The sequence below is a fragment of the Paenibacillus sp. tmac-D7 genome, from assembly GCF_006519665.1.
In the GTDB taxonomy this organism is placed as follows: Bacteria; Bacillota; Bacilli; order Paenibacillales; family NBRC-103111; genus Paenibacillus_G; species Paenibacillus_G validus.
On the sequence record NZ_VIDW01000059.1, the window covers coordinates 1 to 25,971 of the forward strand.

At 53.2% G+C, this 25,971-nt stretch carries 24 protein-coding genes and 1 riboswitch; of the genes, 11 read left to right on the top strand and 13 right to left on the bottom strand.

The genetic code is table 11. The features are described from left to right. Both FKP33_RS24080 and FKP33_RS24085 read left to right on the top strand, forming a co-directional pair. On the top strand, window positions 1–1,898 hold a 1,898-nt coding region (locus FKP33_RS24080), incomplete at its 5' end, for a M1 family metallopeptidase (RefSeq protein ID WP_141336565.1). Window positions 1,899–1,913: 15 nt separating this feature from the next. Next, window positions 1,914–2,723 carry a hypothetical protein gene (locus FKP33_RS24085; protein WP_141336566.1) on the top strand — a complete coding sequence of 270 codons (810 nt, stop codon included), beginning with the start codon at window positions 1,914–1,916 and terminating at the stop codon, window positions 2,721–2,723. Window positions 2,724–2,895: 172 nt separating this feature from the next. Here FKP33_RS24085 and FKP33_RS24090 read toward each other — a convergent pair whose 3' ends face one another. From FKP33_RS24090 to FKP33_RS24100, 3 genes are all read right to left on the bottom strand, one after another. Then, window positions 2,896–3,591, bottom strand: coding sequence for a YceI family protein (locus FKP33_RS24090; protein WP_141336567.1), 696 nt, complete (start codon window positions 3,589–3,591; stop codon window positions 2,896–2,898). 113 nt (window positions 3,592–3,704) lie between these two features. Next, window positions 3,705–4,535: a M56 family metallopeptidase gene (locus FKP33_RS24095; protein ID WP_258313544.1), complete on the bottom strand. Its 831-nt coding sequence runs from the start codon at window positions 4,533–4,535 to the stop codon at window positions 3,705–3,707. A gap of 24 nt (window positions 4,536–4,559) precedes the next feature. Further along, window positions 4,560–4,976, bottom strand: a complete 417-nt coding sequence (locus tag FKP33_RS24100) for a BlaI/MecI/CopY family transcriptional regulator (RefSeq protein WP_141336569.1) — start codon at window positions 4,974–4,976, stop codon at window positions 4,560–4,562. Between the two features lie 353 nt (window positions 4,977–5,329). Beyond that, window positions 5,330–5,467, top strand: a riboswitch (cyclic di-AMP (ydaO/yuaA leader). 3 nt (window positions 5,468–5,470) lie between these two features. Here FKP33_RS24100 and FKP33_RS24105 point away from each other — a divergent pair. Continuing rightward, window positions 5,471–5,941, top strand: coding sequence for a C40 family peptidase (locus FKP33_RS24105; RefSeq protein ID WP_127609546.1), 471 nt, complete (start codon window positions 5,471–5,473; stop codon window positions 5,939–5,941). A gap of 212 nt (window positions 5,942–6,153) precedes the next feature. Here FKP33_RS24105 and FKP33_RS24110 read toward each other — a convergent pair whose 3' ends face one another. Then, window positions 6,154–6,513, bottom strand: a complete 360-nt coding sequence (locus tag FKP33_RS24110; protein WP_054798318.1) for a response regulator — start codon at window positions 6,511–6,513, stop codon at window positions 6,154–6,156. A 269-nt stretch (window positions 6,514–6,782) separates the two neighbouring features. Between FKP33_RS24110 and FKP33_RS24115 the strand changes: the two genes are divergently transcribed. Further along, window positions 6,783–7,499, top strand: coding sequence for a response regulator transcription factor (locus FKP33_RS24115; RefSeq protein WP_141336570.1), 717 nt, complete (start codon window positions 6,783–6,785; stop codon window positions 7,497–7,499). 43 nt (window positions 7,500–7,542) lie between these two features. Continuing rightward, a complete protein-coding gene (locus FKP33_RS24120) occupies window positions 7,543–8,259 on the top strand; it encodes a response regulator transcription factor (RefSeq protein WP_127609550.1) in 717 nt (238 codons plus the stop codon). Window positions 8,260–8,279: 20 nt separating this feature from the next. Here FKP33_RS24120 and FKP33_RS24125 read toward each other — a convergent pair whose 3' ends face one another. The 9 genes from FKP33_RS24125 to FKP33_RS24165 all read right to left on the bottom strand — a co-directional run bounded on the left by FKP33_RS24125 (window position 8,280) and on the right by FKP33_RS24165 (window position 17,470). Further along, entirely contained in the window at window positions 8,280–10,085 is a 1,806-nt protein-coding gene (locus FKP33_RS24125; RefSeq protein WP_155615733.1) for a SpoIIE family protein phosphatase, read from the bottom strand. A 5-nt stretch (window positions 10,086–10,090) separates the two neighbouring features. Then, window positions 10,091–10,489 (bottom strand): DUF1987 domain-containing protein, encoded by a 399-nt coding sequence (locus FKP33_RS24130; RefSeq protein ID WP_218029656.1) that lies wholly within the window; start codon window positions 10,487–10,489, stop codon window positions 10,091–10,093. Window position 10,490: 1 nt separating this feature from the next. Next, on the bottom strand, window positions 10,491–11,036 hold the full coding sequence (locus FKP33_RS24135; RefSeq protein WP_054798321.1) for a SiaB family protein kinase: 546 nt from the start codon (window positions 11,034–11,036) through the stop codon (window positions 10,491–10,493). Beyond that, a complete protein-coding gene (locus tag FKP33_RS24140) occupies window positions 11,033–12,052 on the bottom strand; it encodes a sensor histidine kinase (RefSeq protein WP_141336571.1) in 1,020 nt (339 codons plus the stop codon). Before FKP33_RS24140 ends, FKP33_RS24135 begins: the two co-directional genes overlap by 4 nt. Before the next feature lie 171 nt (window positions 12,053–12,223). Then, window positions 12,224–12,781, bottom strand: a complete 558-nt coding sequence (locus FKP33_RS24145; RefSeq protein WP_141336572.1) for a hypothetical protein — start codon at window positions 12,779–12,781, stop codon at window positions 12,224–12,226. Next, complete coding sequence (locus FKP33_RS24150; RefSeq protein WP_141336573.1) at window positions 12,771–13,601, bottom strand: hypothetical protein; 831 nt, start codon at window positions 13,599–13,601, stop codon at window positions 12,771–12,773. Before FKP33_RS24150 ends, FKP33_RS24145 begins: the two co-directional genes overlap by 11 nt. Before the next feature lie 186 nt (window positions 13,602–13,787). Then, on the bottom strand, window positions 13,788–15,458 hold the full coding sequence (locus FKP33_RS24155) for an aminotransferase class V-fold PLP-dependent enzyme (protein WP_181410262.1): 1,671 nt from the start codon (window positions 15,456–15,458) through the stop codon (window positions 13,788–13,790). Beyond that, window positions 15,440–16,018, bottom strand: coding sequence for a glycerol-3-phosphate acyltransferase (locus FKP33_RS24160; RefSeq protein ID WP_127610224.1), 579 nt, complete (start codon window positions 16,016–16,018; stop codon window positions 15,440–15,442). The genes FKP33_RS24155 and FKP33_RS24160 overlap by 19 nt, the downstream gene beginning before the upstream one ends. A 261-nt stretch (window positions 16,019–16,279) precedes the next feature. Beyond that, window positions 16,280–17,470 (bottom strand): ROK family protein, encoded by a 1,191-nt coding sequence (locus tag FKP33_RS24165; protein ID WP_181410263.1) that lies wholly within the window; start codon window positions 17,468–17,470, stop codon window positions 16,280–16,282. A 422-nt stretch (window positions 17,471–17,892) separates the two neighbouring features. Here FKP33_RS24165 and FKP33_RS24170 point away from each other — a divergent pair, with 422 nt between their 5' ends. From FKP33_RS24170 to FKP33_RS24195, 6 genes are all read left to right on the top strand, one after another. Then, window positions 17,893–19,227, top strand: a complete 1,335-nt coding sequence (locus FKP33_RS24170) for an ABC transporter substrate-binding protein (protein ID WP_141336576.1) — start codon at window positions 17,893–17,895, stop codon at window positions 19,225–19,227. Window positions 19,228–19,287: 60 nt separating this feature from the next. Continuing rightward, window positions 19,288–21,006 (top strand): alpha-L-fucosidase, encoded by a 1,719-nt coding sequence (locus FKP33_RS24175; protein WP_141336577.1) that lies wholly within the window; start codon window positions 19,288–19,290, stop codon window positions 21,004–21,006. A gap of 107 nt (window positions 21,007–21,113) precedes the next feature. Next, window positions 21,114–22,001, top strand: a complete 888-nt coding sequence (locus FKP33_RS24180; protein WP_141336578.1) for a carbohydrate ABC transporter permease — start codon at window positions 21,114–21,116, stop codon at window positions 21,999–22,001. A 3-nt stretch (window positions 22,002–22,004) separates the two neighbouring features. Continuing rightward, window positions 22,005–22,793 (top strand): carbohydrate ABC transporter permease, encoded by a 789-nt coding sequence (locus FKP33_RS24185; RefSeq protein WP_141336579.1) that lies wholly within the window; start codon window positions 22,005–22,007, stop codon window positions 22,791–22,793. A gap of 22 nt (window positions 22,794–22,815) precedes the next feature. After that, the gene (locus FKP33_RS24190) at window positions 22,816–24,195 is read left to right on the top strand and encodes a sulfatase family protein (RefSeq protein WP_141336580.1); all 1,380 of its coding nucleotides are present in this window, start codon (window positions 22,816–22,818) and stop codon (window positions 24,193–24,195) included. A gap of 35 nt (window positions 24,196–24,230) precedes the next feature. Continuing rightward, complete coding sequence (locus tag FKP33_RS24195; protein ID WP_141336581.1) at window positions 24,231–25,562, top strand: sulfatase family protein; 1,332 nt, start codon at window positions 24,231–24,233, stop codon at window positions 25,560–25,562. Window positions 25,563–25,971 lie beyond the last annotated feature (409 nt).

A 25,971-nucleotide genomic window follows, 5' to 3' on the forward strand; every position in this document is an offset into this window, starting at 1 on the left:
CGCTGCCGGTCAGCGGGCGGGTTACCGAGCCTGCGGCGCCTCCGCCCGCGCCGCCGAGCTTGCCGGCGAGGCCGGTTGAGAAGCCTTCGCCCAGACCCTTGTCCAACCGCATCGTCGAATACCACCTGAACGCTGAGTTCGACGCCGAGGGCAAACTGATTCACGGCACCTCCTCCCTCACTTGGAAAAACCCCGGCAGTGTCCCGGTCCAGGATCTGTACTTCCACTTGTATCCGAATGCGTTCGAATCGAAAAAAACGACGTTCATGCAGGAGTCCGGCGGCAAGCTGCGCGAGGATGCAAGCACGGAAGACAACTACGGGAGCATGAAGCTCATTTCCATTCAAATGCTGAACGGGAATGAAACGGAGCTGACCGACCGGATCGAGTACGTGCAGCCGGACGACGGCAACGTTCATGACCGGACGCTCGTGAAGGTGCCGCTGCCGAAGGCTGTCGCCCCGGGCGAGCAGGTGACGCTGCTCACCTCGTTCACGGTGCAGCTGCCGCAAGTGTTTGCGCGTATGGGGTACGCCGGCGACTTCATGATGGCGGGGCAGTGGTACCCGAAAATCGCCGTCTATGAGCCCAAAGGAACGCGCGGGCAAGCGGAAGAAGGCTGGAATTTGCACCAGTATCACGGGAACTCCGAGTTTTATGCCGACTTCGGCATCTACAATGTGAAGCTGCGCGTGCCGGTGGGCTATACCGTGGCGGCGAGCGGATTCCCGACCAAACCTGTTGTGAACGACGGCAAGACGCGGCTCTATACCTTCTACGCCGACGACGTTCACGATTTCGCCTGGGCCGCCTCACCGAACTTCGTCTACTTCGAGGAGCCTTATGCCACCAAGGATTTGCCTGGCGTCCGGATCAAGCTGTATCTCGATCCGAAGCACGAGCATCTGAAAGCGCGTTATATGACGGCCGCGAAGAAAGCGCTCGCCCGCTATTCGGAATGGTACGGCAGCTATCCTTACTCGACACTGTCCATTGTCGTGCCTCCGGAGAACGGCAACGGCGCCGGCGGTATGGAGTATCCGACGCTCGTCACCGCTTGGGGAGCAAGCGAAGACAACCCGAGCCTTGAGCTCGAACGCGTCATCGTTCATGAGATCGGGCATCAGTTTTTTTACGGCATGGTAGCCAGCAACGAATTCGAGGAAGCCTGGCTGGACGAAGGGTTCACGTCCTACGCCGAAGATAGGCTGATGGAGAAAGAGTACGGCGTGCGTTCGAACCGTCTCGTCGAATCGAGCTACATCACCGCCCCTGCTTCACTCAAGCTGAACGCCTGGAACTATGCGGGGCACGGCAACTACGCCGAGAATGTCTATACCCGGGCCAAGCTCGTGCTGAAAGCGATAGAAGGGCAAGCGGGCCAGGAGACGATGAATAAAATTATGCGGACGTACTTCCAGCGCTGGAAGTTCAAGCATCCGTCCACCGAAGATTTTCAACGCACCGTGGAAGATGTGACGAAATCGAGCTGGAAAGAATTTTTCGATCAATATGTGTACGGCGGCATGATGGCCAATTATGAAGTGGCGGGGATCCAGACGAAGAAGATGACGGAGAACGGCCAAACGGTGTACGAGAACAGCGTCAAACTGCGCAAGCTCGGCGGCACCGTGCCGAGCGTCCCGGTTCGATTCCACTTTGCCGACGGCACGCAAATCGATAAGACATGGAACGGCTCTGAGAGCGAAATCATCTACAAGCTGACGCATGCCGCGCCGCTCGACTGGGCGGCGATCGATCCGCAGCATACGATCGTGCTGGAAAACAAGCGGATTAACGGCTTTATGAAGACGAACGTGGATACGAAGCTGTCCGTCCGCTGGAATATGGGCATCGTTAAAATACTGGAGACCTTGTTCGGCTGGGTCGCGTGGTGAGGAGGGTTCGTACACATGTGGAATCGCGTTAAATCGGGCTGGTCGATCGCCTGGGGGCAGCCGTTCGCCGTCTTCGCCTTATTTGTATACCATCTGGCTTGGGGTATCGCCCTCTACAAGCTGGTCCAGTCGGTTGTGTTGCCCTTGCTTCACCGCTACCCGACGGAGCTGTCGAAGGAAGCCGTGCAGCTGTTCTGGATTGAAAGCCAATTCCAGCTGATGAAGACAAACCTGATCGAGCCCTTCCTCTGGTGGGGACTAGCGCTGCTTGCGCTTCGGATGCTGCTGCATCCGTTGCTGAATGCCGGTGTCTACTACTCGCTTCAGAACCGTGACATGAACGCCGGCTACCGGTTCGTGGAAGGCATCCGCAGGCTGACGCTGCCCTATTTCGGATTCTACGCCGCTCAACTGCTGCTGACGCTGGCTCCGCTCGTATGGCTCGTACCGCTGGCCACCGAGCTGTTCGGCTCTCAAGTGTCCTACTCGGGGCTTGTGCGCGCGCTGCTGCCTGCACTTTCGGCGTTCGCAGTCTACCTGCTGCTCATCCAGCTCGTCTTCATGTACCTGCAGATCGGCAAAGCAAGCGGACGTTCGATGCTGTTCACCTGCCTCTTTATCGTCCGCCACCTGCCGGCAATCGTACTGGCCGCGCTTACCGTGCTCGGTCTGGGGCTTCTGGCGACGGCGGCCGTGATGGCGGCGTCCTTCTTCTGGGCCGGCTTCCTGGCCCTGCTCGCCGTCCAGGTGTTCCGCCTGGCGCAAATGTTCTTTAAAGTATGGGCGATCGGCACGCAATTCGCGCTTTGGACGGAGAAAGCGTAGCGGCGTGCGCGACGCACGGCGAAGAGGCCAAGGACGCAGCAGCGGCCTTGGCCTCGCTGCGCGATATCTCCCGATATCGGCAGTGCGGCCCAGCCGTGCGTGCGGACCGCAGCCGCCAACGACCCCAGCGCCCATCCGCAAACCGCGCCTTCGCCCCGCGCTTCCCTATCCATTACCCCTGCGCCTTCTCGAGCACAAGCCGAAGCTGCACTTGGATGTCATTCTGCGTGTCGAGCGCCACGGTGTGCGGATTTTTCATGCCGAAATCGGCGAACGTCACGACCGTACTGCCTTCCAGCCTCAGCCGCCCTTGCTCATACAAGGCCTCGCTCCGGAACGTCACGTCCTTCTTCCTGTCCTTCACTTGCAGCGTACCGCTCATTTGAAAACCGACTTTCTCGCCTTCCTTCCATGCCTGCGGCAGCTGGTCGAACGACTTGGCGGTGAACACCGCTTCCGGGAACTGCGCTGTGTCGAAATAATCTTTGCTCTTAATATGGTTGTCGCGCTGCGGATTTCCCGACTGCAGCGCACTCGTCTCGATTTTGCCTTCGGCCGTCGTCCTCGACGCATCGGCCGCGTTCAGCTCCCAGCTTCCCTGAGTCGGCGTCACGACAAAATTCACCGTCTCCTTCGACGTAGTAACGGAGAAATACACCTCCGATGCCGGCAGCACCGACCACTTCCCGTCGATCTGCTCCGCCTTGATGGCTTGTCCCGTCGCAGCGGCTCCGCCGACTGGCGCGGAGGCCGGAATGACCTCCTTCACCTCGATATGATTGCCGGCAAAATAATCGTACGCGCCATAGGCCCCGGCTAGTAACACAACTGCAACTCCTGCGGATAATGCGAGTGTTTTCGTTGTCATCAATACGCCTCCTTCAATTGTTAACACTACAATTCGTAGTGTAATTGTATAAAGAAAAATCCCTTAACGGGACCGATCCGCGATATGACTCGCTCAAACGCCACGGCTTCAACTTAAAGCAGCGACAAGAAAAACAAACCCGACAGGAAAACCACAACCGGCAGCGACACGATCGCCAGCTTTACCGGCAGTCCCAGCGAAGGCTCGCCTTGCGGATCGAGAATTTGCCGGATCCGGTAGTTAATCGAGGTATCTGCGAAAGAGACGTACGCGAAGTCCATCGAAGCGGTCCGTTCCCGCTTCTTCATCAGCTTCAACAAGGCGCTCCCCAAGCTCGCCGGCGATCCCATGACCGCCATCGCCTCGCGATCGGCCAATATCTCCCGCGCAATCTTATAATGATGGTAACACCAGCGCAGAATCGGGATATAACGCATGACCGAACAAGCGAGGTGCAGCAAGAACGTCTTCAGCGGATCTCGATGATTCCGGTGATACTGCTCGTGGTACACGACCGCTTCCAGCTCATCGCGATCGAGCAGCTTCAGCAATCCGGTCGATAAGATGATCTTCGGCCGGAACAATCCGAGCGTCAGCGCGATCGGCTCCGCGCACATGACGACCAGCAGATCAGGCTTGTCCGCGCTGAACCGGGCGTTCAGCTCCTGCGTCGACCGCTCATGCCGGGAAGCGAGCAGCTTCCGGTAGGCGCGCCTCGACAAGCAGACTTGCTTCGCCCAGATCCAGAGGCTTAAGCCGAACGTATAAGCGACCAGCACGCTAAGCAGCGGCGTCACCGAATCGAAGCCGAGCGCCTTCAGCAGACTGCTGCAAATTTCAAAGACGTTGAACCGAAGCGACCAGCCGAACAGAACATGAGCCGCATATAGCCCCATCTGGACCCACACGATCAGCGCAAGGACGAACGCAGAAGCAAATAACATTCTAGACCGATTTTCCCACATGGCCTATCTTTCCTTTTTCAGGTCTTTAATTTTTTGTTCCAGCTTCTCGATCATCTCCGCATCGGCCTCTTCCAGCGCGTCGAGCATATGATTGACAACCAGCGGACCGAAATCTTCGAGCAGTTCGTGCGCAATTTCCCTCGATTGAATATCCAGAAAATGTTCTTTTGAATGCACCGGCTCGTACACCGACGCCCGCCCCGCCTGTTTCTTCATGAGCACGCCTTTGTCGACCAAGCGGTTCATCACGGTCATGACCGTATTGAAGTTCAAATGCTCATCCTGCTGCTCCAGCTTCTTCTGGACTTCTTTAATGGACTGATTCGGATGCGTCCACAGGATGTCCAGCACTTTCGACTCCAGCGGTCCGAAGAACCGTTTCAAGCCCTTCTCATAAAACTTGAAGCTATGAATTTTCATTTGCCATGCACCCCACACTACAAATTGTAGTGAAGCTATAAAGCGTTGTCAAATCCTCTCAATGAATCCGGGTCTTATACAGCTTTGTGCCATGGTCCTGGGTACCGTACCGATACTATCGGCCGCCCTCGTATGCGCAATCGCGAGCTTTCGAGGCGTTCCGACAATCGTTCACGAAGCACGTGTAAAAATTACGGAAGGCCCGGCTTCCGCATTTGTATGTATCCGCTTACAATGTCAATCTATCTAGTATACCCGCCCGGTTTCGTTTTAATCCCTGTATTTATTACAAGTTTGTGACAAAAGAAGGATATCGTCACTTTTGCTCGAATAACTGTACTTGGAAAATAAAACAGAAAATATTGCCGAATTTCTGCGCGCAGAAAACGGGGGAACCAGTTTTTGGGTGAATTGATCTCGCTTCAGAGTGATCATAGGGAACCTTCAACCGAACCCTTCAGCTAACCTCGTAGGCTCTGGAAGGGGAAACTTCTTTGAAGAAGCTTGTCAGTTTTGTTTTTTCCGCAGCACTGTTTTGCACGATTTCGGTAGGCAGCGTATTTGCTGAAACCCCATTAAGCGCAGCGGTTAACGAAGGTTTAGGCTCTCCTTACAAGTGGGCGGGCACAACAACCAACGGCTTCGACTGCTCCGGCTTCACTTCTTGGGTGTTCGACAAACTCGGCGTCGACCTGCCGCACTCCTCCAAGGGCCAAGCCCAGCTCGGCACCACGGTGGAGAAGAACGACCTCCGTCCCGGCGATCTTGTCTTTTTCAACACGGACGGCAAAGGCATCTCTCATGTCGGCGTATACGTAGGAGACGGCAAATTTTATCACTCCGCCACGAACGAAGGCGTTGTGATCACGAAGATGACCGATTCTTATTATGCGAAGCGTTATGTAACGGCCCGTCGCATCCTTTCGGATGATCAATATGGGCAGGTTATGACCGACGCCAAGTAACCATCGCTAAGACGTAAACGATTCACTTGTCTGGAAAGCCCTCGGCTTGAACCGACGATCCCGCACCTGCGTGCCGGTCGATTACGGGACAAGCCGCCAGGGCTTTCTGTCTTTTTATTCCGGGAAGGAGCCGCAGCCGCGGAGCCGTGATCCAAACAGCGAAAAAAAAGCCGTTCTCCCCGTCGTTAGACGTGAAGAACGGCTCTTCTGGTTTAACCGAGCAAGCGATGCAGCGTGCTAATCACGCGTTCTTTCTGAATCGGCTTCACGATAAAATCTTTCGCGCCCAGGCTGATCGCTTCGATGACCAGCTTCTGCTGGCCCATTGCGGAGCACATCAGCACTTTGGCGTTGCGGTCGTACTTCATGATGTTTCGCAGCGCCTCGATACCGTCCATTTCGGGCATGGTGATGTCCATGGTAACCAAATCGGGCTTCAGCATCCAATATTTCTGGAGCGCCACAACGCCGTTCTCCGCTTCGCCGACGACCTCATGCCCCAGTTCTTTCAACATTCCACCGATGATCGCACGCATAAATGCCGCATCATCCACGACAAGCACCTTAGCCATTGGAATCGCCCCTTTTGTCCGAGTCTGCTGTACGCCGCTCTATGTTTTCGACCCAAATTTTCCAATTTTGTGATATACTCATATTATATAGGCTTCTAGACCTAATTCCGATTAAAATCCGACTAAAGTAGATCAATTCAGCTTTAACTCGTTCCTTTTTCCGATATATTTCAACAAAATTCGTAAAGCTCCGGAGAAGCAACGCTCGCAAGAAGCAGCCGGGGCCTTACCGTAGACAACAGAAGTCGAGCGAAGGGAGTAATCCGCACGTGGCTAACCGGAAGATCCTCATTGTGGAGGATGAGCCCGAGATTCGCAATTTACTTAACAACGCCCTTACGGATGACGGTTTCGACGTGTACGAAGCGACCGATATGCAAGAAGCGATTACGCAGTTCGACGCGGTCGAACCGGATTTGATTCTGCTGGACATCGGCCCCCCGGCAACCGCCGGCCTGGAGACGTGCGCGGAGCTCCGCAGCTATTCCAACGCCCCCATCGTGCTGATCAGCAGTCGAAGCGGCTCGAGCGACATTATTCAAGGATTAGAGCTTGGCGCCGACGATTATATCGTGAAGCCGTTCGACCCCGCGGTGCTCGTCGCCCGGGTGCACGCGAACTTGCGGCGCACCGCCATCTTTCGCAGAGATCGCAAGTGGGAGGCGAGTGCCCCCGCCAAGGATGACGTCATTGCATACGCCGGTCTCGAGATCGACCCGGTCCGCTTTCAAGTGCTGCTGGACGGCAAGCCGATCGCGCTTGTGACCAAAGAGTTTCAGCTGCTCGTCCATCTCGCACGCAACCCCGGGACCGTCTATACGCTGGAAGAGCTGTATGCCTCGGTTTGGGGAATGGAAAGTCACGGGAATACGCGTACGGTCATTGTCCATCTCAGCAATCTGCGCAAGAAGCTGGAGCCTCTCCCTACAAGGCCGACCTACATTCACAATATTCGCGGAGTAGGCTATAAATTCGATCCCAAATAACCGGTAAAGTCCGTCCTTTCGGACGATGAGGAGATTCCATCTCATGGTGAACGAGAAAATTTTGATCGTCGAAGATACGGAAGACATTCGCGATATACTCAGGCTCTACTTAGAGCCGCAAGGCTTCCAGGTCATGGAGGCAGGCAGCGGGGGCGAAGGGCTGGAGCGCTTCGAGCGGGATTCGCCCGACTTGGTTCTGCTGGACATCGTGCTGCCCGATATGGACGGTTACGAGCTGTGCCGCCGCATCCGCAGCGTATCGAAAGTGCCGGTTGTGTTTATTAGCTGCAACACGTCTTCAAGCGATATCATTCGCGGCCTCGAGCTCGGAGGCGACGACTACATCGAGAAGCCGTTCGATCCGGCTGTCGTCGTGGCCCGCATTCATGCCAGTTTGCGGAGAGTTCCTATCGCCCGTAATCGGCCGGAGCCCAAGCCCTCTGGCTCTGTGCAGACACCGGACATCATCGTCGTCGGCGAATTAGAAATCGAACCGGCTCTTCTCCGAATCAGGACGGGAGGGAAGGAAGCGGCTTTGACCGTGAAGGAAATGCAGCTGCTCGTTCATTTAGCCGCTCATCCGAACCGCGTCTTCCCCCCCGACCAGCTGTATAAAGAGGTGTGGGGGAGCGACAGCATCGGGGATACGCGCACCGTCTTCGTCCACATCAGCAGCATCCGCAAAAAAATCGAGCCCGATCCGGCCAATCCGAATTATGTGCTGAACATTCGCGGCGCGGGGTACTTGTTTAAAGGTTAGCCGGGGGATGTTTATTCGTTCTACGAGGCTTGGAACGCCAACAGCGTAATATCGTCGCGCTGAGCCTCGTCGCCCATATAGGTTTGGAATTCGTGCCAGAACAGGTCTGCCTGTTCACGCAGCGGTGAATGCCCGTAACGGTCGAGCAGCTCGGTAAACCGGCGTTTGCCGAAGGCATACCCTTTCTCCCCGCCGCTTTGATCAAAGAAGCCGTCGGTTGCCATATAACACGACGTACCCGGCTGCAGGCGCAGCTCATGCGACACGAACGGGTACTCCATCGGCGTCCTGCGGTAGCCGATGCTCTTGCGTCCGCCTTCCAGCACGCGCGTCCCTTGACGGTCATCCCTCAAATACAAGGAGCATTTGGCCCCGGCAAAGCGCAGCAGCGTCCGGTCCTCGCTCAAATAACAAATTCCGATATCGAGCCCGTCGTCGGTTAAGCCATTCGGTTCGGTTTGGTTCAACGTCTTCTTGATCAGACGATTCAATTCGCCCAGAACGCGGGCCGGCTCCTCCGCATATCCTTCCTCCGCGACGCGGTCCAGCAGTGAAATGGCGAGCATGGTCATGAGCGCCCCGGGTACGCCATGCCCCGTACAGTCGCCAATCGCGATAAGCGTCCCGCCGGGTAGCGGCTTCACCCAGTGAAAGTCCCCGCCGACACCGTCTCTCGGCTTGTAGATCAATACGTGCTCCTTCGTAGCCGTCGTCCATTCCTGCGGGCGCAGCAGCAGCGATTCCTGAATGCGCTTCGCGTAATCGATGCTATCCATCATTTTCTCATTCCGTTCCGCCAGCTCCTGCGTCCGCTCCTTCACCTTCCGCTCAAGCTGCTGATTCATCTGCAGCGCCCGCTCATACGGATTGGCCAACCGGTGGGAAACATAATAGAACAAGAACAGGATCAACACGAACGAGATCAGTGAAACGGCAACCGTGTTCAGCTTAATGCGGCTGAGGAACGACACCGTCTCCTGCCGTTCGATTTGGAACAGCAGTTGCATGTTGGTAGAGGTCAGCGGGTAGCTGATCAGATCGGTCAGCTCGCCGTCCGGGTTCTGGAATTCCAGCGTCTGCGATACCGGACTGGCCTGCTCCAGCAGCTGCGAGACGATGTTCCCGTCCAGGAACGATCCGATCTGCTTGCCGTAATCCGACGTCTCCGCCGCCAATACGATCTCGCCCTTCGGGTCGATCAGCCACAAGCGGCTTGTTTCGCCGTACTTGAACTGCTGGAACTCCTTGGCCAGGTCCTCCAGGCTAAGCCCGACGCCGACGACGGCGAGCGGCCGGTCGCCGTCCTTCACAAGCGCATTCGTAAATACGAACGTTTGCCCACGCTCTTTGTTGTAGTCCAGGTTGACCTGAATGTCCTGCTTGGACGCGAGGAAATCGAAGAACCACCGATCCGCCTGCTCGTTCGGGCTGACCGACCCGAGCAGCTTGCCGTTCTCGCCCCAATACTTGCTCGTGCCTGCGCTTACGATGAACGAATTGCTGTAGCCGAACTGCCGCACGAGCGTCGTTAACCGCTGCAGCGAGCGCTCCTGGTACTCGCCTGCAGCCTCTCCATCCTGCAGCCACCGCCGCACATCGGGGTCGGCGGCCAGCACGAACGACGTTTCCTTCGCCCGATCGATTCGACCGTCCACCTTGGCTGCCATCGCCTGCGCGATGCTCGGCAAATCCTTCTCCTTCAGCTTCTTCACGACGCCCGATTCGGTAAACATATACACGATGGCGCCGATCAGCAGCATGGAGAAGATGATGACCAGACTTGCAAATCCGATAATACGCAGCGTTCCTTTGTCGTAATATTTCACCAGGCTCACGCCTCTTCTCTTAGAATGATCTCGAACGGCAGGTTCAAATCTTCCTTGAATTCTTCGGCGCACTCCTGTTCGCTGTCATTATCCGGACTGCAGTACCAAGCCAGACGGATGTTCTTCCCGCCCCTGTAAGCTTCGTCGAATTTCTCCAGCAGCATCATGAAGCACTTGGTGCTGCTGGTATTGATATAAGGCAATCTGAGCTCCAGCAGTACGGACTCCTCCGCGCTCACCCGCTCTAAATACCGGTCTATCCATTGCATGAGCGGCTCGTAGAACTTGAATGCATTCTCCGGATACGATTGTCCGCTTATGACTAAATGGTTCGTCTCCGTATCGAACTGAACCGCCGGCGTACTTTTCGTCGATTCGATTTGCAGGCCCATCAAAGTATCCAACTCAAACCACCGCCTTTAAGGTAAAGAACGACACGTGCTCGTCTATCGGAATTATGGAATACTCGAGCGGGTGCTTCACTTTCCGCGACATCTCGATCAACCCGATGCCGGCACCGAGCGCGTCCGGGCTGACCGTCTCGCGAAGCTTCGCTTTGTACAGCTGTTTCAGCTCCGTCTTGTCGAGCGAAACGATTTGATCCAACGTCTTGCGCAAGCAGAGGACATCGTCATTGGCAAGCAGGTTGCCCGAATGAATCACATGATTGTGCTCCGTCTTGCCGATCGTCACGACACTGGAGGAGGCGATTCTCTCGCCATGCGGACTCTTTTCCTGATGGCTGCAGTAATTCTTAATGTTCTGCGTCTGCTCGATAAAAATAGAAAAGACGTCGTGAATTTCGCTCGTCGGCCGCTCCGCATGCTCCAGATATTTTTTGACAGCCGCCCCGTACTCTTCAATCAGTCCTTGCGTCAGCTTCCCGGAGAAGCTGATCAGGATGCGGTTGCTCTGCAAAAAACGCTGCACTTCATACAATTGATTGTTCATGACAAGCCTCCTTTAATCATAGAACGCGTTTGCCCGTCGACGGACGTTACGGATTCGGCGGGGATCAGGAAGAAGAAGGTGCTGCCCTCTCCCGCCCGGCTCGTCACGCCGATTTCGCCGCCGTGCTTCTGGATAATTTCCTTAGTAATGGCCAGTCCTAAGCCGGTCCCCTCAATGCCGTTAGCGCTAGCCCGCTTGCTCCGGTAGAATCGCTCGAATACATGCGGCACCTCTTCTTCGGCGATACCGATACCGGAATCCGATACCTTCACGAACCAATGTCCGAGCAGCGCTCCCTCGTATTTCGGTTGAAACTCGCTGCACAGCCGGATGCTTCCGCCCGCTTGGGTAAATTTCATCGCGTTCCGCAGCAAATTTTCGAACACTTGATCCAGCCGCACCGGATCGCCCCATACGATAACCGGGTCTGCACCCTCCCCGGGCATCTCCATGTCAATCGCAATCCCGGCCCGCTCGCAATCCGGCATAAACTTCCGTTCCACCGCACGTACGAAAGCGCCGATCTCGATACGCTGATGCTCAAAGTGATTTTGATTCGCCTGGAACGTCGACAGCAGGAACAAGTCCTTGATGAGATGGTTCACTGTCAACACCCGGTCGTAAATAAGCCGCATGTATTTCTCTTCCGGTTGAATAACGCCGTCGAGCAGCGCCTTCACATACCCCTGCACAGCCACCATCGGCGTTCCCAGCTCATGGGAAATGTCTGCAATGAGCCGCTGCCGCAGCTTCTCCAGATGCTTGAGGCTTTCGTTCGCCGTCTGGATCTCCTGCTCTTGCTCCTTCAGCTTTTTTCCTTGGATATCGCTGATGCGCGAAAGCTTAATGGTCGTCTTGAGAAGCTTCTCGTATTGTCCCGCCAACTCTTGATGCAGCTTGTACAGCTCTTTGCCGGAAAGCGCACGATCCCTTACTACCTCTTTCGCTTCTTCCGCGAGCCGCAGCTCTTCGGCAAACAAACGACTATAGCTCGTATCCCGGTCTTTCTGGGACAATCGACTCACCCCGACTCTCGATTCTCGCCTTCCATCCCCTTCATTATAGCGAAGTTTCCCGAATATTCTGGAGGCGTCTTGGTAAAATATAGGTCAAAGACGATTAAGATTTTTTGATTTTACCGGTTTTTGGGAAAAAGAAAGGCTCCCTCTGCAAGAGGGAACCTGTAATTAAGAGGACAGCCGGCCCTGCCAATGGGCCGCCCTGCGGAACGTAAACACCGCCATCAGCTCCAGCAAGAACATCGGGATCACCGCGACAAAGGCGAACATCCGGGATTCATCGGGGGCGTTCAGAGCGAAAGGAAGCGCGAGCAGCATCAGCCACTGTCCGCCCGTATACAGCCGCCTGCGGAAACGCAAGACGTGCGCTTCTGCAGGAAGGGCGCCATCGAAGGCATGTCTTTCCATGGCCGCGAAGGTTTGATGCATGAACAGCAGCTTCAGCAGCAGCAGCATACCGCCGAACGCGATCCAGCCCGGGGAGGGCGGGGCATCGGCGTGAAATCCGGACGGGCCCGGCCAAATCTCGGCCAACGAAACGACAGCCATCGCAGCGGCCCAACCGGCGGCTTTGCCATAAGCGGGGCGCACCGCGCCCAACCGCTGCAAGGCGAAGTACATCATTCCATACCCGATCACATCGGGCCATACATCGAAGTAGGCGATGCGGATATCCAGCAGCACAAGCAGCAATCCCCATGACAGCTTGCGAAAGCTATTCGCCAAGACGCTCAGCCCCCTTCCGGTCTTCGATCAGACGGCGGATCCCCTGCTTATCGGGTTCAGGCGCCTTGTAGAACGTCTGCGTCCAGTAACGGATGCCGGATGATGCCGAGCCTTCCGCGGGTTCCAGCCGCAACCTCATCTCAGGCATATACGCCTCCATCCGCCGGGGATCATTCGGCTCGAAGCGGAACCATCCGTCAATGGTAACCGTCTCCCCGGTCTTCAGCTCAAACGGAACCGTTACCTCTTCGTGCATCGTCCGATGCACCGACATGTCAAATGCGTCGGCGATTCTCGAATGTAAGCTGAAGGCCACGGACTGCAGCCGCACGTCCTGCTTCGCTGCGAGCGTATGGTGATGCTCGCCCGTGCTGCTGGAGGACGCCTGCACCGTTTCGAGCGGGAGACCTTGAAGATCCTCGGCAGGCGTAAATGTAATTTCCCCGATCGGCACCGTTTCACTCGGTCCGTCGCTATACCAGACGCGAAATTCACGGAACGTTCCAAGCGCTTCGGTCGGCAGTTGGCCTTCCTGCGGGATGAGCTCGAGACTGGCCTTATGCAGCCGGTAAGGTCCGTAATCCCCGTAGGTCGATGTGCCGCGAACATACCAATGGACTTGTTCCGAGATTTGCACGGTCACCAATTGCCTGCGCGAATCGCGATGCGTGACGTAGTATAAGTCCATAGGCCGCCCTGGAGAAGGCGTGAACGCATAATAATGGTTCAAAAAAACGATATCCGGCAGCTTATGCGCCAAATAGTACCCATAATTGCCCACCCATACGCAGGCGGTTGCCAGAACGGCGAGCAGCCACAATAAGAAGCTGTTCCTCCTCTTCAAATCGGCACCTACTTTCGATCGACGAAAGGCATAACTTCTACTTTAATCAATTAACGCTTTCTGTTGTATAAAAGTTACAGTAGAACATGCTGCAACCGCGGTTCCCTAACAGGAAAAGCCCCCCGGCCGCTCGAGCTGAGCTGCGGAGAGCTTGTACCTGCGTTATCGGTTCGCCGCTACGGCCTGCGGCCCGGCTTCCTTCGTAAGCGGCAGCTGCCGGCGCTTTCCCATCGTCTCAACGAATAGGCGCAGCACGTCCAGCATCCGTACGATGTCCTTCTCCTTCAAATGGCCGAGCGAAGCGATCTGCAGCCAATTACGCTCCAACAGATAGCCGCTTTCGAACTGCAGCGCGAAGCCTTGATCGAGCATCCGCTGCCCGAGCTCCCTGGACGACAACTCCTTGGGCAGCGCTATCGTCAGAATGTAGGGAGCCTGATGCTCCCTCGGGGCGAGCACACGTAACCCCATCTCCTCGACGGCGGAACGGATCAAGTGGTACCGACTTGCCGTATGCGCATAAGGCGCGTCCGTTTCGAAGGCGCGGAGCGCTGCGTCCAGCGCGGCCAGCAGGTTCGATGACTGTGAGAACGGGATGCCTGCGCTCTGCTCGTACGCGTCCACATCCATATACACAGGCAGCAGATCCTGGGCATCGCCGGAGACCCGCGGTTCATCCCCCTGGAAAACAAAACATAGTCCCGTATAAGCGCCCAGCGCTTTCCCGCTCACTCCGCTAGCCCAGCTTACACCCGACAAGTCGGTCGGCACCGCGCCCAGGCTGCTGACGCCGTCCACCGCCAGACGCATTCCGTACTCCCGGCAAACCTGCTTCAGCTGCGCTAAGTCATTCAACACGCCGGTCGATGTTTCGCCGTGCACCGCCCACAGCCACGCGTACTTCCCGCCAGCCGCCGCAGCGCGCACGCCTTCATAATGAAGCGGCTGTCCATACTCGCTCTCCAGCGTATCGAACGGCAGCGCCCACCGGCGCGCATGCACGGTGAGACGCCGGCCGAATTCGCCGTTGACGAGCACCAGCCCGCGGCCGCCGTACCGCTTCAGCTGCCCGGCGACCGCATCGTTCGCCAGCGTCCCGCTGCCGAGCATCAGGTGCACGGATGCGGCGTTCGACATGGCGCACAGCTTGCGGCGCACCTCCCCGTGCATACGCATGAACGCCTGCGAGCGGTGAGACAACGGCCTGCCCTGCATCGCCCGCTCTACCTCCGGCGCCACCTCGACGGGACCGGCCAGAAACTGGACGTCCCGCTTCATATACCTGTAAGCCCGCGACGCCTCATAGGACGCCCTGGTCAAATACATAGGCTGGTACCAAGCGCCCTCCCGCCCTACCAGCTCGGCGAACGGCAGGAAGCCGAGATGCCGGTACAAGTGCAGCTCGCGGGTCGTTCCCGAGATGATGCCCATATCGTAGTCCCCCCGCTCCAAGTAGCGGTCTAAGAAGCGGATCAGGCCGAACAACACCCGGCTGCGTCGATATGCCGGGTCGACGGCCAACAGCCGGATCTCGACCATCCGATTCAGCTGAACGGGCAAAAACCGTTCGAACCGCTCGATTTTCGCATCCATCGAGAAGGGTCTCCGGTCCCGCACCGCCAGCATCCCGGCCAACCGTTCTCCGTCCATTGCGAGAAGATACGTATTCTCTGCATCGTATCTGTCGATTAATCGTCGCGCCTCGTTGGCTTCATGCTGCGGAATTTCTTCTACGAACGTTCTATAGTTGAGATGAGCGACAAGCTCCCGCTCTCGTTCCGTTTCCGCGATTTTATAAAGGATCGGCATCCGGATCAGCTCCGTTTCATCCATAGTTGTCTCACATTGTCCCGATGGGCGTTCACGATGACTGCCGCAACCGCCGCTCCGAGCAGCATCGGTCCCGTCTCCCAGTGGAAGAGCAGCCATAATAAAGGAAACGCGCTTACTCCAATAAGACCGGCTGGCGTCCAGGAACGCAGGACAACGACCAGCACGGCCGCCACTGCAAGCATCACGAGCCAAATTCTCCAATCAAGCAGCACGGCCCCTCCGCAAAAGACCGACATCCCCTTCCCTCCGCGAAAGGACAACCACACCGGGTACATATGCCCAAGCACCACGGCCAGCAGCGCCGCAAGGATGAACACGCTTGACGGTTCGATCCACTTCGCGCAGCCGACCACCCACGCTCCCTTGAGCGCATCTCCGGCGAAGGTGGCGATAAAGGCCCCCTTCCCGTAAATGCGACCGGCATTTCGCGCGCCCGGATTCCCGCTGCCGAGCGACCGCAAATCGCCTCCGTCCTTCAGACGTGCGATCCAATATCCCGTTAACACGCCGCCCATGCCGTAGCTGAGCAGCAAATAAGCAATGGCAGCCCCCGGCGTCATGACGGCCCTCCTTTTATACGTAACCTTTCCATGAATTGATTATAAAGAGGAATCCGGCCTTCGGGGAGTACTAACTTTGTGTAGTACCTTGCCTGTTGACGAATCTCAAAAGCTCCTGAACGGAGCGCTAAAACTGGAATTGTGCAATTGGGGCAATGCTGCTGCAAAACAAAGAGGGTTGTGACAGGGCGCCCGCCGGCGACCTGCCACAACCCTTACATTCATTAAATAGCCCAGAATTCTTTCTAAAGGACAACGATATTACTCCAGTAAGGAATAATGGATAATCGTATTCGAAAGCTGGCCAATCACCATCGAAACTCCACCGTGGGCAACTCCGAGCTCCCCCAAATCCGAGCAGTAAATTTCCACATTTCTCAAAAAACGCTCTGGAATCATTTCATTCAGCGTATTCCATATCGAGTTGATAAGCTTAGGACCAAGCAGAGCAAGAAGTCCACCGATACAGATCACCCTTGGATTATAAGCATTGATGACATTGGCTAGACCGATGCCTTGATAATGGCCAAGCTCGTGGACGGCGCTCGTTACTTTGGAATCCCCGGCATGGAGGGAATCAACAATTTCAGTGAAAGACAACTGCTGGGGGGTTGATTCCAGCAAGTCGTATAGCGCTTTAATAGAAGCATACATTTCCCAACATCCTCTGCTGCCGCAGGAGCACTTTTTACCGTTCATATGGATGGTGGAATGTCCTAGTCTTCCCGCGGTGCCAGTCGTTCCAGTAAACAGCTCTCCATTGTTGTATACGCCAACGGACAAGCCCCACGAGCTGGTCACGTAAACCAAATGGTCCACCGATTTGGAACGTCCGAAATGAACTTCTCCCAAAGCTCCGGCATATGGCGCAGGGTTAATATAAATCGGAATATCAGGAATCTGTTTCGTAAGCTCACTCAGTAACGGAAAATCAATCCATTCCTGCAAGTTGGCGCTGTAATCTACGGCATCCGTTCTTATATTGTAATAGCCTTGAATGACAATCCCGACTCCTACAATGCCTAACTGGCGATGGGAGTGCGTTTTCTTTAAATCCGCTAAGATACCCGAGATCGTGTTCACGAAATAAGCCGGATTTTTGTTATTCATCGGGAAAATCATACTCTCCAGCTTTTTGCCCAATAAATCGGTAATCAGCAAGGTGAACTGGTTAATCTCTATATCTACGCCCACACAAATTCCGGCTAATTCATTGATATCAACCAATGTAGGAGGCCGCCCTCTTGATGTTCCCGTCGTACCTAATTCGACGACGATCCCTTTCTGCAAGAGTAAATCTACGCAGCTTGAGACGGTCATTTTATTGAGGCCCGTAATTGAAGCGATTTTAGCCCGGGAAATAGGGCGGTATTTGAGTATCGTGTTGATGATATGTTCCATATTAATTTTTTTGACAAGATCAAGATTGCCAATTTGACCTTTAGCCTGCACGGATATCACCTCACCCCGTTTCAGTTTACTATAATTATTTAGTATATACATTATATTATATTTAACAATAAATCCGAAGTAAACCGAATGAACGCAAATTATTCAAGATCAAATCAAAGGATAAACAAGTACCTTATCAACCATTAAAAACGCTATAAATCCGATTAAAACGCTGACTTACAACCATTCTCAAGTTCGTTATTGACTAATTGCAGAAAAGCACTTATAGTGATATTAATTTAATTCGATAAATTTACTTGGTATTATGATTATACTAAATAGGTGGTGTCTAACGGGCAATGGGACCCTAAGAAAACTTTCGATAAAAGATGAGATTCTCCCGGCACAGCTACATAAATGAAAAGCTTGGTCACGAAATGCACGAAACGGCTTCATCATTATCATGAAGAGGAGATCTGTTTATGAAAAAAAAGAGTATAAGCCTTATTTTACTTGTCGGCCTTTTGCTTCTTACCGCCTGCTCATCGAATAAAACGAACAGCACCGAGACTTCGTCTAGTGTGACGCAAACACCTGCCACTCCCTCGGCAGTTGAAGAAATCTCCTTTTGGTCCTGGTCTCCTGAAGATAGCGTATGGCAGGAATTGATCAAAGCCTTTAACGACAAATACCCGAACATTAAAGTGAATTATGTTCGCACTCCTTCCGCCGACTATGAGAAGAAAATCCAAGTGGCCATTCAAGGCGGAGAAGTTCCGGACGTAATGGCCTTTCAGAACGGTCCTATGATCAAAAATTATTCCCCCATTCTCGAACCCTTGGCTCCTTTGGCTGAGCAATCGCTGGGGAAAGATTGGGAGAAGAATTTCAAACCCACGCCGCTGGAATCCGCCAAAAAGAATGAGTATAAGACCATCCCGACCGGGGTTGCGGTTACACCATTTCTCTCATATGACGTCGACTTATTCAATAAGGTAGGTGCAAAGCCGCCCAAAACCTATGAAGAACTCAAGCAAGCGGTGAAAAAATTCGAGGACGCCAAATTGCCCGGGATTATTCCCCGATTGGGCTTTGCTGGCGGGAAAAGCGCTACGGTTACGGATCTGTTTTATACGCTAGTCAACCAAATCGCCCCGGGGAAATTGTACGAAGCGGACGCTGGAAAAGTGAAATTTACGGACCCGGAATTTATCCAGGCTACCCAAGCCTTCAAACAATTTTATACGGATCATCTCTTTCAAGACGGGAACCTGACGACCAAATATGATCCGGACCTCAGGGACATGTACGAGCAAAAAAGACAGCTTCCGATGATCCTCGTGGGCGCCTGGATCATGACCGACGTAGCGAATAAGGATGGACTGCATATCGGCGATCGCACCTTCGGTCTCATTCCTGTACCTACGATTGATGGCGGTAAAACAAGCGTTCTGATCAATGGCGACGTTCCGCTCGGGATCAGCAAAGATTCCAAACATAAAGACGCTGCCTGGAAATTCGTAGAATTCATGGCAACCGGAGAGTATCAAACGATTCTGAGTAAATCCTTGCAGTTCCTCCCCGTGAAAGAGGGGCTGTCCATGGATACATCGAGGTTAACAACGGACATCGAGAAACAGTCCGTGGACGTCATATTAAACTCGCTTACGAACGACGTAGGTGGAATCCGATTCCTGGACAACGCCTCCATCGAACAGGCGCTATTCAAAAACTTGCAACAGGTGGCTACCGGGGCTGTATCTCCGGAGCAAGCGATGGCAGAGGTTCAGAAAGCTTCGGAAGCCGTGAAGCGATAAATAGGCCAAGTTGACCTGTCATACTCCGTGCTTGAAAAACAATCATTGGAGGGGATTAAAATGTTTACGATGCCATTCAAGAAATCGATAGGAATTGTTCTTGTTATAACGCTGCTTTCTATTTTCCCCTACACCCCGAGAGCTCTGGCCATAACTCCGGATGAATATGTGCAGCTGGGATTCGGATTTTTCCCGCATTACGGGCTCAATACGTATACGGGCACGGTCGGCGGCGAAGGAAATCCGCAAAATTATCCATCCACCTTATTCGCGCCTACCGATTTTGACGCGAATCAATGGGTGGCCGCGGCTAAAGACGCCGGCATGGAGTACGTCATTGTCGTTGCCAAACACCGTTACGGGTGGGCTGCCTGGGATAGCGCTTATACAACCTATGATATTGCGACCAGTTCTGCGCCGAACCTCGACATCGTCAAAGCCGTTTCAGATGCCTGCGCCTTATACGGACTCAAGTTCGCCATATATTACAATGCAGATGACAGGTATCATTTTCCGAATGGCGTATCCGGCAATAGTACCTATACGGAGTTTGCCAAAAACCAACTTACCGAGCTGCTGACCAACTATGGCGAAGTCGTGGCTGTATGGTTCGACCATGCCAAGGCAATTACGAACAACCAGGCTGCCCAATTAGAGGCGCACGTGAAATCCATTCAACCGAATACGCTCGTATTTTTCCACGATGATTCGAAATCTTCCGCGTCCGATGTTCATGTTACCGAACTCGTGAATGGAGATCCGCCGGTTGGTAATGACCGGCCATGGGAAGAAGCTTGGAAACTTTATGCCGATTATTGGTCCTTTCAGAATAATGAGGCTCCGGCTGCACCGTGGAATAACGCTGCCTACGTTGCCAATAAGGTGCATTACTACAACAAGCGCTATGCTTCTTTTGCGGTGAGCGTACCACCCGGACCAAATGGGAAAATATCACAGGCGGGTTTAGACCTCTTGCATAACATCGGATTGATCCCGCGTTGGAAACAGACTGACGACAGAAGCCCTTTAATTACATATGGCGGCACATGGGAAAGCAAAAGCAACTCCAGTTATTACAAGAGCACGGCGAAAGACAGCAGCGAGGCAAACGCATATGCGGAATATACGTTTACTGGCACAGGAGTAAGGCTGATCACGAAAAAGAATTCAACGAACGGAATTTTCGACATTTACATCGACGGAAACAAAGTGGCGACATTCGATGCGTATTCGCCTTCCCCGATTTTCGATGTCGTGGCGTACGAAACAACTTCCTTGACCAACGCGACACATACGATCAAAATGGTCGTGACAGGCACCAAGAATCCTAATTCTACCGGCTACAACAGCAATTTGGATTTGTTCGAGTATTCCGTAAATCCGCCGCAAGCTCCAGCCGAGGATACGGTAATCGACGATACTAGCCCTTCCATTTCCTACAGCGGAACTTGGAACCATGTGTCCAGAGCGACAAGCTACGGCGGAACGATCTCGTATAGCAACACGCAAAATGATTACGCGGAATACTCATTCAACGGTACTGGAGTTACCCTGTATACCCAAAAAGGACCTGGTGGAGGCAAATTCGATATTTATATCGACGGTGTCCTCCAAACGACGTTCGACTCTTATGCCGCCTCACAGCAGAGCAAGGTTAAGGCGTATGACAAACAAGATTTGGCCCCCGGCAGCCATACGATCAAATTAGTGGTCAAGCACACCAAGAACGCCAATTCCAACAACTATTTCTGCCATCTGGATTATATTACGTTCCATTAAAGAAATCTTGATATTTTCAATAAGCGAACCTCTGTTAAATCGGCCTCCGGCGTCATGGGGGCCTTGGCAGAGGTTTCTCCCCTACTTTCGATGCGAGGAGGATCCAAGTGGCGATTGCCGACAAAAAATGGAACGCGTCTCTCAAAAACCGCAGGCGCTTCTCGTTACCCTTATTGATATTTGTATCCGTGTTTACGTTCTTTGGCATCTTTTACAATGTGTATACCAGTTTCTTCGATTGGTCGGGCATCGGGAGTCGAACATATATCGGGTTCGATAACTATGTTCAAATTTTCGGCGATCCCGACTTTTTTAACGCGCTTAAAAATACGTTTTATTTTTTGATCATGACGGTTCCCGCTTCCATGGCCGTAGGTTTACTCCTCGCCACCTTACTGAATGGAGTGTGGATTGCGGACAACCTGTTTAAATCGATTTTCTTTCTGCCTCACGTGATTGCCGTCGTTACGATTGGAACGACTTTCGCAGGCATTTATGAACCCAATTTCGGACTACTCAACCATCTGCTTCAGATATTTGGTTTGGATAGTTGGACGCATTCCTGGCTATCCGATCCGGTTACTTCTTTAAAATCGATTGCTGCCGCCTATATATTCGCCCATACTGGATTTTATATGTTGATTTACTATACAAGCATGTTGAATATGGACCCGGAAATATTTGAAGCGGCCAAGATCGACGGGGCCGGGGTGATAAGACAATTTCGCCACATCATTTTTCCGCTGCTTGTCGGTACCCATATCACACTTTTGATTCTCGGAATTATATCCGCTCTCAAAGTATTCGACTTAGTATGGATTATGACGGAGGGCGGGCCGGGAGGAGCGACGGAGCTCATATCCATCTATTTATACAGGAAATCTATGCTGGAATTTAAAACGGGATATAGTGCGGCGGTTTCCGTTATCCTGCTGCTGATCGCATTTATATATACCGTTTTTCAATTGAATATTTATAACAAGACTAGGAGGTAAGGCATGTTTGTACGACTGCAGCTAGCTGAAAAGATTATCATGAACCTCCTTCTTCTCATCTTGGCTATCATTTGGGTCGTGCCATTGGTTTACCTGGTTATGTATTCTTTTGAGGGCGACGGTTGGGGGAATTATCAAGCTGTATTACGTCTAAATTTATTCCCTCATTTTCTCATGAATAGCTTTCTCGTATCCACCTCGGTAGTCGTGATTCTGCTCGCCTTAGTCACATTGGCGGCATACGGCTTCAGCAAGCTGAAATTCCCGGGCGATTCTATCGTATTCTCGATTTGTCTGATCGGACTTATGATTCCTCCGGTCGCAATGCTTGTCCCTTTATTTCAAACGATTAAAGCGTTTCATTGGATGAATAGCTATTTATCGTTGATCGCTCCGGAAGTCGCGATGATCATCCCCTTATCATTGTTAATCGCCCGCAATTCGTTCGATGAGATTCCGAACGAGCTTTTGGAGGCGGCGGAGATCGACGGTGCCACCACGTGGGGAAGGTTCGTGCATGTGATTTTGCCTTTAGCGGTACCCGTGCTTACGACGATTGGCATTTTAGCTTTTTTGAATTCGTGGAATCAGTACATCTTCCCGCTCGTCTTCATTCATGAAGAGACGATGCTGACGGTAACGATGGCTCCCAAATATTTTATCCAAGAATACGCGGCCGATTACCACAAAGTATTCGCGGCGCTCGTGCTGATTACGATTCCCATCGTGGTTTTGTATATTTTCGGCCAAAAATACATGCAGCGCGGCCTAACGAGCGGAGCTATCAAATAAGCAACAAATCAAGGAGGTTACGATGAGAGATCGGCAATCCGCCATAAAAAGACCGAATATCCTGTTTTTGATCGCGGATGATCATAGATTCGATGGCATCGGCGCATATGGGAATCCAGTTGTAAAGACCCCCACACTAGATCAATTGGCAGCTACGGGCGTTCTTTACGAATCGATTTACACGATGGGAGGGCAGACGGCTGCACTATGCGTGCCAAGTCGCGCCTGTCTTTTGACGGGGGCTAACGTCTTTAAAGCGACGGTTACCGCCAACGAGGTTTCGCTCGGGGAGACGGAAAATCCGGCCTTGTGGGCGCTCAATCCGGCACTCGCCACTTTGCCGGAGACGTTCCGCAGAGAGGGGTACCGAACGTTCGGCATCGGCAAATGGCATAACGGCAAAGAAAGCTTCGCCAGAAGTTTTTCGGGCGGGGCGAAAATCTTTTTCGGAGGCATGGCCGATCACACGGGGCTGGCCTTACACGATTACGACCCGACCGGCCTTTACCCCGCGGAAGCGGCGTGTCCGGACGATGCGTTCTCTTCGGAGCTTTTTGCGGAAGCGGCAATCGACTTTATTCGCGGGTATCAAGAAGACGATCCGTTCTTCTTATATGTGGCATTCACCGCGCCTCATGACCCCAGAACCCCGCCGAAGGCTTATTCAGACCTTTATCCGGCAGGCGACATCCCGCTTCCCGAAAATTTCTGGACGGAGCACCCGTTTGATAACGGCGAATCGGATGTGCGGGACGAACGACTGGCTTCCTTTCCGAGGGCGCCAAGCGAGATCCGTCAACATCTAGCGGATTATTACGGCATGATCACCCATCTGGATACGCAAATCGGCCGTATTTTCCAAGCATTGGATGAGCGTAATCAGACGGAACGGACGATCGTTGTATACACGGCGGATCACGGACTTGCCTTGGGACAGCACGGACTGTTAGGCAAGCAAAATGTGTACGAGCATAGTATTCACGTTCCTCTGATCATGCGTGGGCCTGGTCTGCCGCAAGGTGTCGAAGTCGGCGGCCTAGGATGCCAAATCGATATTTTCCCGACATTAAGTGAATTGACCAAGACGCCGTTACCCGATACGGTAGAAGGCAGAAGTCTGATTCCTTTGATTTCCGGAGAGAAAACGGCGATCAGAGAAAGCGTATTTTCCGTATACAAAAACTATCAGCGCATGATTAGCGACGGGCGTTGGAAGTTCATTCGCTACTATCGTTCCGAAGGCAAGGGAACGGATCTGATTCAGTTGTTTGATTTGTTTAATGATCCATGGGAAATTCAAAATTTAGCTGAGGACTCCGCACAGCACAATCATATCCGACGATTGGAAGAAGAGTTACTACGCTGGCAGATCAGCGTGGGGGATCCAATCCTTCATCAATAAAGCCTTAACGGACTCCATAAAGAGGTGAGCTGGCTATGAACCGTCCCAACTTTTTGTTTCTATTCCCGGATACGCATCGCGGAGATTGGATGCCGTACGCTTCACACGTATTATCGGATCTAGGCATGAATGAATTACCGCTGCGTATGCCGAATTTGGAAGCCTTGATGAAGCAAGGCGTTACCTTTACAAGGGCAGTCACCCCCTCGCCTTTGTGCGCTCCGGCCAGGGCCTGTCTCGCTTCCGGATTACGATATAACAAAGCTGATGTTGCCGGAAACCATGAAGATTACTCGTTATCTCGAAAAACAATTTATTCCGTCTTGAAGGATAACGGCTATCGCGTCGGCGGAGTGGGCAAGTTCGATCTTCACAAAGCAACGCAATGGTGGGGGCTGGACGGTTGGATTGACGATCTCGGCAAGCTGGGATTTACGGATGCGATCGACAACGCCGGGAAGATCGATGCGGTCCATTCAGGCAAACAGTCTCCCCGGGATCCCTATATGAAGTACTTATACGACCAAGGATTGGCTGAAATTCATTTGCAAGATATGACGGAGCGCGGCCAACGAACGAACGCGACCGATCTGCCGGACGAGGCGTATTGCGACAATTGGCTGACCCGCAACGGGATTCAAATGCTCAAACAATTTCCCCGAGATCAGCCATGGTTCCTCATGGTGAATTTCGTGGGGCCGCACGAGCCCTGGGACATCACCCATCGCATGAAAGCCGCATGGGAGAACGTCCAGTTTGCGAAACCGAATCGTTGCAGCCTTCCGGAGAAAACGTGGAATAGCATCCGGCAAAATTACGCAGCCATGCTGGAAAACATCGATCGCAATGTAGGCCTGCTTCTTGAAGAGGTAAAGCGACGAGGAGAGCTGGAGAATACCGTGATCCTTTACTCCTCCGATCATGGAGATCTGCTGGGAGATTTTGATAAATTCGGCAAATGCAAACCCGAACGGGGATCCGTGCACATCCCTCTGGTCATTAGCGGTCCAAACATCCAAAAGGGCAAATACAGCGATGCGCTTGTAGAACTGCAAGATCTGGCCAGCACCATCCTGGATTTTGCTGATCTAACCATGGTGGAAGCAGAGGATTCGCTCTCTCTCAAACCTCATCTGTTGGGCGAAAGCGAAACCGTGCGGGAAGTACAAATTTCCGGTTTGGACGAAGGTCCCCAACATCCTAGCAAATGGCGAATGGTCTCCAACGGAGAATGGAAGCTTATCGTAGAACAGGCCCAACATGATCGACTGTACTTTCTAAAGGACGATCCCTGGGAAAATCGAAATGTTGCAGAGGATTATCCGGACATCGTGGCCCATCTTAAAGCTGTGCTTGGCATGGCTTAATTAAAATGAGTTGCTGCTTTGCGGCACTGGATCCATCTACGCTCGTCAGCGCGTTTTGTGCTCATTGTTCCCGCACAGCGCTTTCTGCGTTAGAGGAGGGAAAATCAACTGCCAGATTCTCGACTGGACTAAACTTCTCATGCTGAATAAGCAAGTCGCAGACGGTACGATCAAAGCAGAGATCGATTCCATATTCCCGCTAAGCCAAACTAACAAACCACTAGAGAAAAGCGAAGCAAGACATGGCCGCGGAAGAATTTTGCTGCGCATCAACTCATTCTGATTCAATTCCTAAATGCCATCCAAGCACAAAGACCCCCTTTATCGAGGGGGTCTTTAGCCGTTACTTATGATACGGTTCACCTTATACGCTATAACGGCTAAATCAGTACATAAAAAAGGTTACGCA